This is a genomic window from Psychrobacter sp. NG25 (assembly GCF_015234355.1).
GTDB lineage: Bacteria > Pseudomonadota > Gammaproteobacteria > Pseudomonadales > Moraxellaceae > Psychrobacter.
In genome coordinates this window covers 287,876-301,769 of the sequence record NZ_JADGMV010000001.1, presented here as the reverse complement: position 1 = coordinate 301,769, position 13,894 = coordinate 287,876, and the positions used below count along the sequence as shown (strand labels likewise).

Below are 13,894 nucleotides of genomic sequence, written 5' to 3'. Positions count from 1 at the left end.
GTCGCAGATAGAAGCCCAGAAAATAGCTCAGAGAGAAGGTCAAAGGGAAGAACAAGGCAATTATTTGCTAACCGTTTGCGAGTTCAATAAATGCGCTTTTCGGCAATTTATCTTGGTTTAGACCTGCTTATTACAGGGCTTCTTGTTATAATACGCAGACCATTTACTTAGCATGGCAGAGATGCCTTGATCTTACGGATTATGCCTTTATGATGACCATCGCCGGACAACCGTTTCTTACCGATTTTCAGACGCAGCAACTCATCAGTCAGTTCCAGCAAAAAACCGAGCTCAATGTCAGTCAAATAAGTACCCAGCAAGTGTATGTGCTATCACGCAAGCTCGAAGGTGATGAACATAAAAAGGCGTTAGACCTACTCGCTGTTGACAGTGCGACAGTGCTGACTGGCCCGCAGGACAATCAATTACAAGTCATCGTTGGTCCACGTTTTGGCACGATTTCGCCATGGGCAAGTAAAGCGACTGATATCTTTAATAACTGTGAAATTGAAATCAATCGTGTTGAACGCGTGGTTGTTTATACGTTAACAATTGATAGTGAAGCAGGCGAAAAACTACCAGTAGACGCTGAGCAATTATTGTTTGACCGTATGACGCAGAGCTTGGTCTATGATTTGAATGATTTGAACAAATTGTTTGATGATGAGCAGCCAGCATCATTGAATCATATTGACGTCATCGGACAAGGTCAGTCAGCATTAGAGTCTGCCAATACCCAGTTTGGTTTTGCATTATCAATTGAAGACATTGATTATTTGATGAATGCTTATGTCAATGAGCTAAAGCGCAATCCAACTGACGTTGAGCTGATGATGTTTGCACAGGCCAACTCAGAGCATTGCCGTCATAAGATTTTTAATGCTGAGTGGACAGTGGACGGCGAAGTACAGCCAAAATCATTGTTCCAAATGATTAAAAATACTTACCAGTCGAATCCACAAGGTATCTTGTCTGCCTATAAAGACAACGCTGCGGTGATGGCAGGGTCTGACGGCATGCGTTTTTACCCAATTCCGACTGACGCGATGGATGCAAATTCTGCCCATCCTTATGACTTCCATCAAGAAGCAATCGACATTCTGATGAAAGTCGAAACGCATAACCATCCAACGGCTATTGCCCCGTATGCGGGTGCAGCGACGGGTGCTGGTGGTGAGATTCGTGATGAAGGCGCAACAGGTCGTGGCGGTAAGCCAAAAGCAGGTTTGACAGGCTTCCACGTATCACACCTACATATCCCAGAGCTCGCTGAGAAGTGGGAGCAGTCAGGTCAATTGAGTACTCAGGCTTATGGCACGCCAGACCGTATGGCAACCAGTCTTGAGATTATGACTGAAGCACCATTGGGCTCAGCCAACTTCTCAAACGAATTTGGTCGTCCTAACCTATGCGGTTATTTCCGTAGTTTCCAATTAGATACGTCAGCGGCAAAAGATGGCAGCGAGATGCGCGGCTATCATAAGCCAATCATGCTGGCAGGTGGTTACGGCAATATCAAACGCAACCTCATTGAAAAAAATGCCATTCAGCAAGGTGATTTGTTAATCGTCCTTGGTGGCCCTGCCATGCAGATTGGTCTGGGTGGTGGTGCGGCATCTTCAGTTGATAGTGGTTCACTCGATGAAGGCTTAGATTTTGCCTCAGTTCAGCGTGACAATGCTGAGATGGAGCGTCGTTGCCAAGAAGTGATGGATCGCTGCTGGGCACTAGCGGGTAGTGATGTCGATGCGAGTAATAATGGTAAAGACGGCAACCCTATCGTGTCATTGCATGATGTGGGCGCTGGCGGTATCTCTAATGCAATGCCTGAGTTGGTCAATGACCACGAGATGGGCGCGGTACTAGATCTGCGTAAAGTTCCATCGTTAGAAGCTGGCATGTCGCCAATGGCCATTTGGTCAAACGAAGCGCAAGAGCGTTATGTCCTCGCGATTCGTCCAGAAAGCGAAGCCCAATTCGATGCGATCTGTGCACGTGAGCGTTGCCCATATGCTATCTTGGGAACGGCCACGGATGTGCGTCAGCTAGTCGTTGATGATACATTGCTCGCTGAGCAGCCTGTCGATATGCCGATGCAAGTATTGCTAGGTGGTACGCCGAAGATGAAGCGTAGCTTTGAGCGTTCTGAGCGCACGTTGCCAGCACTAGAGCTTGGCGATGTTAATTTAGCTGAATCTATTACTGATGTGCTGCGTCATCCAACCGTCGCTAGCAAATCATTCTTGATTAGTATCGGTGACCGCTCTATCACCGGTATGGTGGTGCGTGATCAGTATGTGGGTCGCTATCAAGTGCCAGTATCTGATTGTGCTGTGACAGCGTCAGGCTTGATTGCGCTAGATGATCAGGTGATGAGCGGTGAAGCGATGAGTATCGGTGAGCGTACACCAGTTGCGCTAATCAGCCCTCAAGCGTCAGCACGACTTGCAATTGGCGAAGCGATTACCAACATCGCTGGTGCGCGTATTGCTCAGTTGTCTGATATCACGATGTCAGCGAACTGGATGGCAGCATGTGGCGATGATGCAGAAGATGCTGCATTGTTTGACGCGGTCTATACAGTCGGTGAAGAGCTGTGCCCAGCACTGGGTATCGCGATTCCAGTTGGTAAAGACTCGCTATCGATGCGTGCCAACTGGACTGACAGCAGTGAAGCAGGTGAGACGGATAAATCAGTCGTATCACCAATGAGCTTGGTAATTACTGCCTTTGCTCCTGTGGTTGATGTGGCAAAAACGCTAACGCCTGAGCTAATCAATGGCGACAGCGCGTTCTACCGTATCGACTTGTCTAAAGGCAAGCTACGTTTAGGTGGTTCAATCCTTGCGCAAACGCTGAGCCAATTGGGTAATGATTGCCCAGATTTGGCGCAGCCAAGCGATTTGGTCGACTTCTTTAACTTTGTCCAAGCGGGTAATGCACAAGGCGTCATCAGCGCCTATCACGATATCGGTGATGGCGGTCTATTGGCGACCATCGCTGAGATGCAGTTCACCAGCCGTCAAGGTATCAAGCTGTCGTTAACTGATGATAACTTACTCGGTCAGCTGTTCAGTGAAGAGCTAGGCGCAGTCATCCAAGTATTGCCAGAAAACGTCGCTGCTCTCATGCAATTGGCAGAAGAGTTTAACGTTGCTGATATGCTGAGCCTCGTCGGTCAAAGCTCAGAAGAAGACAGCTTACTTATCCAAACGCCAACGCTCATGGGTGATGATACTTTACGCTTTAGCCGTACTGAATTACAGCAAGCGTGGACTCAGGTCAGCTATCAAATCGCGCGTCGCCGTGATAACCCAGCGTGCGTACAGCAAGAGTATGACTTGATTGCTGATGCTAGCCATCAAGGTCTGATCGCTGCGCCGAACTTTGATCTCAATCAAAAGGTTGAAGAGCCATATTTAGCCAGTCGTGAGAATAAACCAAGAGTCGCTATCTTGCGCGAGCAAGGCGTCAATGGTCAGACGGAAATGGCAGCAGGCTTTACGCAAGCTGGCTTTGAAGCGGTCGATGTACACATGAGTGATCTGCTCAGTGGCCGTATCAATCTACGTGACTTCGACGGTCTGGTCGCTTGTGGTGGCTTTAGTTATGGTGACGTGCTCGGCGCAGGCTCTGGTTGGGCGAACTCTATCTTGTTCCATGACGAGCTACGCATGCAGTTTGTCCGCTTCTTCGCCCGTCCTGATACCTTCTCACTAGGTGTCTGTAACGGTTGTCAGATGATGGCTCAGTTAAAAGACCTCATCCCAGGTGCAGATAACTTCCCACGCTTCATCGCCAACCAGTCAGCTCGTTTTGAAGCGCGTACGGTCAACGTAAAAGTTGAGCGTACCAAGTCTATCCTGTTCAAAGGCATGCAAGACAGCATCTTGCCAATCGCTGTGGCGCATGGCGAAGGCTATGCCACACTAGATAACAACGAAATCGACGGTATGGCAAAACACGGTCAGCTTGCGATGCGTTATGTCGATAGCCAAGGTCATCCAACTGAGACGTATCCGCTCAATCCAAATGGTTCGGTCGGCGGTGTCACGGGTCTGTGTAGCACTGATGGTCGCGTCACGATCATGATGCCGCATCCTGAGCGTAACCTAAAAGCTTATAACCACAGCTGGAAACCAGAAGAGTGGGATGAAGACGGCGCGTGGATGCGTATGTTCCGTAACGCTCGTGCTTGGTTAAGATAGGCTAGTTTGAGTTATTTTAGATAGCTGTTTTTTAGAATAAAAAGGTGGGCTTAGGCTCACCTTTTTTGTGTTTAAGATTTGAGTGTTTGGAGATAAGGGCTAGCGTTTGGCTCGTTTTTTCACAAGTATAGGTAATGACACCCATGCTAAAATTGCAGTCAATAAAGATTAGAATTAAGCAAAGTAAGGAAGATTAAAATGTCAGGAATTACAGATATCAATGAGCTATTGAATTCGATGCAGCCAGAACTGGTTGATGAGTTATTTGTGTTTTGTACCGTAAAAGGGGAACTAGCAGAATACGCAAACTTAGCACCAATCGCGACGTTTGTAGAGCCAGAAGGGTTGACTTTGGTGCTAACAAAAGACAAAGCTGATGAAGCAGGTTTACATTACGAGGGCGTGTTTCGACAAATCACCTTAACGGTGCATTCAAGCCTAGAAGCGGTAGGTCTAACCGCAGCCGTGTCAACCAAACTGACCTCAAAGGGTATCAGTGCCAATGTGATAGCTGCCTATTATCATGACCATATATTTGTATCGGATGATAAGGCAGAGCAGGCGCTATCGGCGTTAAAAGAGCTGAGTAATATATAAAATATTTTGACGTCTTAAGTTGCTTCGTTATGATCGACTAAGTTAGTTTAGAATATTGTTTTAGATAGCTGTTTGTTAAAATAAGAAGGTGAGCTTAAGGCTCACCTTTTTTGTGTTTGGGATTTAGGTTTTTATAAATAGGGAGCTAATCCTGCTTTTTGCTACTATCTTGGTCGTCCACTGGGCGGTGGCTAAGGCTAGAGGCGTTCCAACATTCGAGCGACCATCTCTAGCCAAGCCTCCGCAGCCCAGTGACCAACCAAGTATATCCGCTGCAATCAGGGCTAAAACTCGCTTCTGAATGACCATTTTATGATAAATTATTCTGAGATTTAATTTAACGGTGGATTGAGTGAACCCTACGAATTATAGGGCTAAAATGTATGCTCTAATCTTATAATTCAAATAGCTACTATAAAACTATATATGTAGTTGGCAATAATACTTAAAACTATAGTTCCAACTATGGATAGAGCCCATATTTTATTTTTATGACTGTTCAAAATCTCTTTTTTATATTCTACTGTTCTATTTGTCAAAACAACAAAAGACTTAGAAGGGTTAATGAATTCTTGTACAATATAGATAAAGGCAAAAAACAAAACTGTTATACCTACAAATACACCGAAATCCTTTATCAAAGAGGAATTTAATATATTAGAGTTAGTTGTTAAGTTATTTGCGACAAAATCTATTTTTTGATGAAGTGTGTTCATGTCTTTAGGTGCTTTCTCGAGAGTATCAAGATATTTTACATTTTGAAGACTTTCATGCTCACCTATATTAACGAGTAGCACTATCATGAATAAAGTAGCAAAAATCATTGTAAAGAAAGAACTATCAAGTCTTATAAAAGAAAATATAGATCTAGTTATTTTTTTAAAATTCGACTCTTTTATCCATATTTCGTTGAATGAATTTTCGATTATGGCTAGCATGTCATCAGCCCATGTACGCTCAGTATGATTTAACTCAACTGCTATAATTCCTGATGTATATTCTTTATTTCTAAGTGCTAAATCAAATATACTTCTAGCGTAATATCTTTTTTCATTTGTTGATGTGCTGAAATTTATATCTATTTCTTGTTTCTCTGGTATTTGTTTATTTGGAAAATGTATAAGTATTCCAAACTTAAAGTTTAAATCTGTGCTAATGAGGCTCAAACTTTCCGAAAAAGTCTTGAAGGCTTCTATTGTATTAAGTTTTCTTCTTGTATTGTCTTTATATCCTATTGTCGCTTGGAATGAAACAAGCTCATAATTATTTTGTTGATCGAGTCTTTGTTTTATCAACTCAATTAGATGAGTAAAGTAATTGTGATTAGCATCAAATGGAATAGTAAAAACTTTATCTATTGATTGAGGTTGACCTAATAGACTTGATACGAAATTACCTAATTGCTCATTCTCAACTGTTAGAACTATTTCTTGATTATTATGTTCTACCCTAAGTAAGTTACTCATTTGTCTCTCATTAATTAATTTTCATACTAAGTATATTGAATCTGACATAGAAGTGCTATATATAATCATGATATCTCATTATTATAATTGCCCTATTTTTTTCAAGAATGAAGGATATTTCGAAAAAATCACCCTAATAGAATCATCACTTCTTAAAATAAGTTTATTATATACAAAGTGTTAAGAACGATAGGTTGTCTTATAATGTTGCTTTCTATAATAGTCTCGAGCAAAATATATTTTATTTGTCTTTCCACTAGCGCTCCTCAAATTCATTTCCTAGCCTCAGCAATCAACTCATGAATCTTAGCACTTTCCTTTAGCACGCAAGCATCATAGGCAGAGAGCGGCTTCAATTCCTGCTCTTTTTCCTGATCTTGTTTGGCTTTTTCTGCTAAATACTTTTCAAGTTTTTCGGCTTCAGAATTACTCATCGTTTATCTCTCTTATCACTTTTTAATATAAAAAAAACGGCACTGAAATCAGTGCCGTTTTATCAGTCGTGACAATTTAAACCCTCACCACGACTTCTCAAGTACTGACGCACCACGTTATCAATCCCAGCTTAAAATCACCTTGCCGCATTGCCCACTTTCCATGATATCAAAGCCTTCTTGAAAGTCATCAATGTGCATGCGATGGGTAATGATTGGTGTCAAATCAATACCGCTAATCAGCATTTGCTCCATCTGATACCACGTCTCCCACATCTCACGACCATAAATACCTTTTAGGGTTAACGCCTTAAAAATAATCTTGCTCCAATCCACCGTAGTGGTGTTAGGCAAAATGCCCAAGAGCGCAATTTTAGAGCCGTTATACATATTACTAATCATTGAGTCAAAAGCCTGAGGCGAGCCTGACATCTCAAGCCCAATATCAAAGCCGTGCATTTTTAACTCAGCAATGGCGCCTTCGATGGTTTCACCTTTGGCTGGGTTGATGGTCATCGTCGCGCCCATTTTTTTGGCAAGCTCTAGGCGATAATCGCTGATATCGCTGACCACGATATTACGCGCCCCTGCGAAGCGGCAAATCGCTGTTGCCATAGAACCAATCAGTCCCGCACCCGTAATCAGTACATCCTCACCAAGGACAGGAAATGAAAGGGCAGTATGCGTGGCATTGCCAAAGGGGTCCATGATAGCTGCCATCTCATCGCTGATACGCTCATCGAGTTTGATGACATTGTCGGCAGGTATCACCAAATATTCGGCAAATGCGCCATCGCGGTCAACGCCCACGCCGATGGTGTTTTCGCACACATGGAGCTTACCACGGCGGCAGTTACGGCAATGCCCGCAAGCGATATGACCTTCACCTGTGACTCGATCACCCACTTCAAAATGCTTTACACCATCGCCCATTTCGCTAATGATACCAACGTATTCGTGTCCGATGATCATCGGCGTCTTGATGGTTCTTTCTGACCACTCATCCCACTTATAAATGTGCAAATCTGTACCACAAATAGCGGTTTTTTTAATTTTAATTTTAACGTCATTGATGCCAACCGTAGGTTCTGGCATGTCTTGCATCCAGATGCCTTTTTTGGCATGGGCTTTAACCAGTGCTTTCATACTTTTCTCTTATTTAACGGTGTTGTGCTTAATGTTTGAATTTAGATCAATACCGAACGACATTTAATCAATCACTTTCATTTGCTTAGCAACTTTGATAAAGGCGGCGATACACTGGTCTAGCTGCTCGCGAGTATGGGCGGCAGAGAGCTGGACACGAATGCGAGCTTCGTTTTTGGGTACGACAGGGTAGAAGAAGCCAATCACATAAATGCCTTCTTCAAGCAGTGCATCTGCCATTTGCTGCGAGACATTGGCGTCATAAAGCATCACCGCACAAATTGCCGATTCGGTGGGCTTGATATCGAAGCCCGCGTCTTGCATTTTTTTAACAAAATACGCGGTATTTTCATGCAATTTATCTTGTAGGGTATTGTCTTGCGAGAGCATCTCAAACGCTTTTACCCCAGCGGCAGCTACCATAGGAGGAATGGAGTTTGAAAACAGATACGGGCGTGAGCGCTGTCGCAACATCTCAACGATTTCTTTTTTACCCGTGGTAAAGCCGCCAATAGCACCGCCAAATGCCTTGCCCAAAGTACCAGTGATTAGCTCAATATCTCCACGTAGATCAAACAATTCAGTCACGCCGCCGCCAGTGCGACCGACCACGCCTGCTGAATGTGACTCGTCAATCATGACCATGGCATCATATTTTTGTGCCAACGCATAAATCTCATCCATTGGCGCTACGTTACCATCCATTGAAAACACACCGTCAGTGACAATCAAACGAAAACGCTGTGCTTGCGCCGCTTGTAATTGAGTCTCTAAATCTTGCATATCTGCATTGGCATAGCGATAACGAGCCGCTTTACACAGGCGTACACCATCAATGATTGAGGCATGATTTAGCGAATCAGAAATAATGGCATCCTCAGCGGTCAGTAGTGGCTCAAAGGCACCGCCATTGGCATCGAAACAAGCCGCATAAAGAATCGTATCTTCGGTATTAAAAAACTTAGAAATCGCCGCTTCTAATTGCTTATGCAAATCTTGCGTACCACAAATAAAACGCACAGATGACATACCATAACCTGAGTCTTCAATGGCTTGTATAGCCGCCTTTTTAATCTCAGGGTGATCAGACAATCCAAGATAATTATTGGCACAGAAGTTAAGCATCTCACGACCATCGGCAATCTTGATGAGCGCATCTTGCGGGGAGGTGATCACACGCTCGTTTTTATACAGTCCTGCTGCGCGTATGTCGCTGATTTCTTGTTGTAGGTGTTTCTGAAAGTCTTGATACATAAAGATTCCTTTTTTTAATATTATTAGCGTTTGTATTGATAATGCAGATATTAGGACTGCTGATAGAATCAAACTATTTACTTATTAGTACGGACTACCCACAAATCTCTAAATACTGACGCACGACATTATCCATGCCTTGCTCCAGCGATTCAATCGTAAATGCATGACCAATCGACACCTCAGCGATATCACTAAGCGCGAGCAGATCGGCTAAATTTTCCAAATTCAAATCATGACCCGCATTGACGCGGATACCGTTTTGATTGGCTAGGGTGATACAGTCGCTAAAGCGTTGCTTAACCTCATCGAATTCAATATTGTCATCGCTCTTACCATTACTGTAAGCGCGCGCCCATTCTTCGGTATACATCTCGATTGTCTGTACATCGCTCTCGATGACTGCTTTGATTTGTTCGATATCAGGGTCGATGAACACCGCACAGCGCGTACCGAACGCTTCCAGCTCTTTGCTCAATATTGATAAAAACTCGTGATGTTTGATAATGTCAAAGCCATGATCCGAGGTCAGCTGATCATCACTGTCTGGCACGAGCGTACATTGATGCGGTTTTACTTCACGGATAATCTTTAAAAACTGCTCGTTTGGGTTGCCTTCGATATTGAACTCAATCTCTGGATAGTCCTTTAAGAATGCACTGATATCATAGACATCTTGGTATCTGATATGACGCTCATCGGGTCTCGGGTGTACGGTAAAGCCTTTGACACCTAGGTCAATCAGCTTCTTCACGAAGTATAATAGGTTAGGGTAGTCAGTACCGCGAGAGTTACGGATCAAAGCCAATTTATTCAAATTTACGCTAAACAATGTGCTCATAGTATTTCCTTTTTCATTGTTGTTATGGATAGATTCTTGGTTATTAATGGCTAATAAAAATCGTTGGTATCAGCATACTTCTTATTCAATGCCTTTAAAATAGCATAAGTCTCTAAATCTACTTCGCCTGTTGGATTACGGGGTCGAAAGTGCAGCTGAAACGCATAGACGACATCGCGACTGGCTTTGTCCCATTCGTCATTGCTATTGATTTGATAGCCATAGTCACGAAACTGCTGCTTAATCTCAGGTATCGTAGCCGCTGCAAATGCGTCTATGTCCATAAAAGAAAATTTATCAGCATCCTCATACCAAGCGCCGATGCCATATTGCTTATACAGCTGCTGCCAAGGGAACTTGGCACCGGGGTCTATTTTGCGCGAGGGTGCCATATCAGAATGACCGATGATATTCTTTGGTGAGATGCCATATCTTGCCGTGATATCTTGCACCAGCTCCGCGACCTTTTTAATCTGTAACTCATCAAAAGCCACATAATGGTCATAAGGATGATATGCCAGCTTGCCGTCTTTTAGGGCATTCTGATACTCAGGCGCAATCCCTGCATTGACGATTTCTATGCCGATAGAGGTATCGTTCAAGATGGTTCTACCTGCAAAGCCGCCATCACCGGCATGCCAAGCGCGCTCGTTTTCTGGTACTAAATTATAAATTTTATCATCGTCATTATCTAAAATAAGATAATGGGCGCTGACCTTGCCTGTGGTCAGTGTTTTTATAGATCTGTCATTGTCTGAAACCGTATAGTGCAGCACAATGGTTTTGATACGTTCGCTTTTTCCAGTGGCTTGATAGGTTTTACTATCTACGATGTAGCTCTTAGTGGTCGCGACGGGAGAGGTCGTGGTCACGCAGCCAATCAAGGGAAGTGTTAGGCCAAATGCTAAGAAGATGTTTTTTACCATGAAATGCTCTGTGTAGGAATGATGTCTTTCCAAAGGGTAGTTCAGATTGAAGTATTTAAGATGCTATTAAATGTTTATAAGCATTTAAATAGTCCTTCCAGTTATGCAAGATATGGTCATAGCCTAGCTTTTCAGTATTACCATGAGCAGGCATATAACTTATGAATCTTTCCATATCTACAGGGTAACTAAAGTCAGCATAAACTTTATTGATTCTATCGTAATCAGCACTACTATTTTCTCTATTTTCATAGAGCCAAAGTAAGAGAATGTATCTCCATTTACTACTTACTGATTTCAGCTTACAGGCTGCCTCACTAGATATTAAACTTATAGGTTTGATGTCAGTATCTATATAAAAACTGTCTAACAACAGATTAAGAGCCAATTCTAATAAGCTCTCATCATTAGGGTACTTAATTAATGACTTATCAACAATGTCAGCTAACTCTCTTAAATCGATTAGCTCATACCCTATAGCAAATCTGATTTCTTCTGCAGATAAAATAACGCTATGTTCTTGTAAAAAAGAAAAGGGAATATTAAGGTCTTTCATAATGATTCTAATCTCTAGTTAGTATTGATTAACTCTTAACCTTCTTAGCCAAGACCTTTTTCCAACTCTCTTCCAAACACTCAATCGCGAGCCATGGCTCAATCACATTAGCATCGTATTTCTCTTTAGAATTGGCCAGTTGCCACAGTGTCTCAAGTGTCGCAAACGGATAGGGACGCTCAATTAAATAAACTGGCAAATCCGCATCAATTAGACCATCATGCACGACTTGGAAGTACCAGCCAGAGATACCTTGTTTGCTGACCCATGCTGCGATATTTGGCACTTTGGTAAACTGTCCGATCTGATCATTGATCTTGTAGCAGGGGCGTCGCGGCTGGACGATGCGTAGCTGGACACTATCGCTAGTATCAGTATCACCATACTGAAAAACGTCGCCAATACATACGGCAGATTCGGTCATTTCAGGCAGACCATTGACGGCTTCGGTCGTGAGGTTTTCGCCCAATGTACCAACGCGTACTTTTAGGCTGAACGCTGCATTGATTTTTTCATAAGTCGCAGGTGCTAGTTGATGCACCGCTTTTAGCGGGCCACCATGATGTTTGCGATCGGCTTGCTCATCAGTGGCGAGGCCCATGAAGTTGACCGCGACAGGCGCTTTAATTGGCGCTTTGTCAATGGCACTCAGTTGCTCACGGGTGAATGGCATGGACTTGCCAGCACGCACACAGGTTAGGGTGGCAATATGTAGCGGCAGGTCTTGGTTAAAGTCTTTTGGGGTTTGCTCAACTGTTGGCGTGACTGATGCTGCGCTCATAAGGTTTCCTAATATACAAAGAATTAGCAGGCGAGGACTGTCTGATATCCATTTTATTATACGGGTTCGCCACCTCAGAGGTCACACAAAAAAAGACCAGAATAATCATCTGGTCTTTTTGGTAGTACATTTTTCAATGTTGAACGATTGTCGTAATCAACAGTCTTATTTGTTTTTGTTGCGACGACCCGCAGTTTTCTTTTCACGTGGTACAGCGACCAGCTCAGCCAATTGCTCAGGTGATGACCATAGGCCTTCTAAGTCATAGAACTCACGTGCTTGTGGCGTCATCATATGGACGACAACAGCCCCCAAATCGATCAACGTCCAATCAGAGTCGATACCGCCTTCACGGCCAAGTGGCATAAAGCCCGCTTGCTTAGCTTCAGCGCCGACACTGTCAGCCATTGCGCGTACGTGGCGCTTAGACGTACCATCAGCGATGATGATGCGCTCTGTTACGTCAGTCAACTCTTCTACATTCATTACAGTGATGTTCTTTGCTTTCATATCATCTAGAGCGCTTTGTACAATGGTCAAACATTCTGTTAGGCGTTCTTCAGTCATGGTGTTGGTCATAAATTTTAATCTCTTGAATCGTAAATATTTAAAATAAAAGGGTCAATCATCAATTTGCATTGGTTGTCATTGTCCAACGGAGCATATGTAGCCAGTCACGTATACAGACATGGTGGGCAAAATGACAAAGATAAGGCGATTTTAACGGAATTGAGCAGCAGAATATAGCTGATGGGCGATAATATATTGATAAACAGCAGGATTTAGCCATTTAGCTAATGGATTAAGTTCAGTATTGCACATGATATCATTTATTGGTTGCAAAGATGTGATTTGCGTTTCGGCAGTGTGCTTTATATTTAATACGTGAGGAATTTTCTGAAGTTTTTGACGTACTTGTGTGCTTGATACGGCTGTCACAGGGCGCGGGTCTATATAAATGTGACCTTGATAGTTACTTTGTAGAGCGCTGTTATTTATCCGTGCTTGAGCGTTGGGCATTATCAATTCAGTCGGTGAGTCGATTACCAAACATTGCAGCGCCGCCGGTAGTTGTGACTGCAATTCAGCCACATCCTGCGCTATGTGATTTTCGTCTACTAAATTTTTCGTATTTTCGGCAAAACTGTTATTTTCAACATCAACATCAACATCAACATCAACATCAGACAGGCTGTCACGATTAAAAATCCACAGATTGACATAGTCGGTCAGCTCAAGTCCTTCTTTCCATTTGGTCAAACTCAGCGCACTGTCCATGCCGATGATGAATATTAAACGGTCATGCGGATAGCGTTGTCGTAACGTGCGCACGCTATCGATGGTATAAATAGGTGGTGCTTGCCAAAGCTCAAGCTCATCTATCTGTATCGGGGTATTAATTGTCGCCAGTTTTAACATGGCCAAACGATGCTTGGGATCGGTACTTTCTTGTTTAAAAGGTGAGCGAGCATTGGGCAACAATGACACATGCAGCTCGCGCTGTTGCTGCTTCGCTAGCGGTAATAAATGCTGATAGACGTACATGGCTATTTGCAAATGACCTTTATGCACAGGATCAAATGAGCCACCAAGATAAGCACGGATGGCAGGTGTAGGGTGTTGAGTCTGTTTATGGTTAGTCATATTAAGCATAAATTGTTGGTCATATTAGATATAAATAGGTC

The 13,894-nt window shown here is 43.2% G+C and carries 12 protein-coding genes; 2 read left to right on the top strand and 10 right to left on the bottom strand.

Going from position 1 to position 13,894, the window contains the following annotated elements; translation table 11 throughout:
• The first annotated feature begins 209 nt into the window (after positions 1-209).
• Positions 210-4,208, top strand: a complete 3,999-nt coding sequence (gene purL / locus IPZ60_RS01230) for a phosphoribosylformylglycinamidine synthase (protein WP_194196065.1) — start codon at positions 210-212, stop codon at positions 4,206-4,208.
• 198 nt (positions 4,209-4,406) lie between these two features.
• A complete protein-coding gene (locus tag IPZ60_RS01225; RefSeq protein WP_194196064.1) occupies positions 4,407-4,805 on the top strand; it encodes an ACT domain-containing protein in 399 nt (132 codons plus the stop codon).
• Between the two features lie 401 nt (positions 4,806-5,206).
• Here the strand turns inward: IPZ60_RS01225 and IPZ60_RS01220 are convergent, their stop codons facing one another.
• From IPZ60_RS01220 to IPZ60_RS01175, 10 genes are all read right to left on the bottom strand, one after another.
• Positions 5,207-6,271: a hypothetical protein gene (locus IPZ60_RS01220; RefSeq protein WP_194196063.1), complete on the bottom strand. Its 1,065-nt coding sequence runs from the start codon at positions 6,269-6,271 to the stop codon at positions 5,207-5,209.
• A 272-nt stretch (positions 6,272-6,543) separates the two neighbouring features.
• Positions 6,544-6,705 (bottom strand): hypothetical protein, encoded by a 162-nt coding sequence (locus IPZ60_RS01215; RefSeq protein WP_194196062.1) that lies wholly within the window; start codon positions 6,703-6,705, stop codon positions 6,544-6,546.
• Positions 6,706-6,825: 120 nt separating this feature from the next.
• Positions 6,826-7,851: an L-threonine 3-dehydrogenase gene (tdh, locus tag IPZ60_RS01210; protein WP_194196061.1), complete on the bottom strand. Its 1,026-nt coding sequence runs from the start codon at positions 7,849-7,851 to the stop codon at positions 6,826-6,828.
• Positions 7,852-7,914: 63 nt separating this feature from the next.
• Entirely contained in the window at positions 7,915-9,105 is a 1,191-nt protein-coding gene (gene kbl, locus IPZ60_RS01205) for a glycine C-acetyltransferase (RefSeq protein WP_194196060.1), read from the bottom strand.
• A 94-nt stretch (positions 9,106-9,199) separates the two neighbouring features.
• Positions 9,200-9,946, bottom strand: a complete 747-nt coding sequence (locus IPZ60_RS01200; protein WP_194196059.1) for a pyridoxine 5'-phosphate synthase — start codon at positions 9,944-9,946, stop codon at positions 9,200-9,202.
• Between the two features lie 50 nt (positions 9,947-9,996).
• Positions 9,997-10,872 carry an N-acetylmuramoyl-L-alanine amidase gene (locus IPZ60_RS01195; protein WP_194196058.1) on the bottom strand — a complete coding sequence of 292 codons (876 nt, stop codon included), beginning with the start codon at positions 10,870-10,872 and terminating at the stop codon, positions 9,997-9,999.
• A gap of 55 nt (positions 10,873-10,927) precedes the next feature.
• Positions 10,928-11,428: a DUF2247 family protein gene (locus IPZ60_RS01190; RefSeq protein WP_194196057.1), complete on the bottom strand. Its 501-nt coding sequence runs from the start codon at positions 11,426-11,428 to the stop codon at positions 10,928-10,930.
• Positions 11,429-11,456: 28 nt separating this feature from the next.
• Positions 11,457-12,209 (bottom strand): MOSC domain-containing protein, encoded by a 753-nt coding sequence (locus IPZ60_RS01185; RefSeq protein ID WP_194196056.1) that lies wholly within the window; start codon positions 12,207-12,209, stop codon positions 11,457-11,459.
• Between the two features lie 165 nt (positions 12,210-12,374).
• Positions 12,375-12,788, bottom strand: coding sequence for a ribosome silencing factor (gene rsfS, locus IPZ60_RS01180; RefSeq protein WP_194196055.1), 414 nt, complete (start codon positions 12,786-12,788; stop codon positions 12,375-12,377).
• Between the two features lie 141 nt (positions 12,789-12,929).
• The gene (locus tag IPZ60_RS01175; RefSeq protein ID WP_227669170.1) at positions 12,930-13,853 is read right to left on the bottom strand and encodes a nicotinate-nicotinamide nucleotide adenylyltransferase; all 924 of its coding nucleotides are present in this window, start codon (positions 13,851-13,853) and stop codon (positions 12,930-12,932) included.
• Positions 13,854-13,894 lie beyond the last annotated feature (41 nt).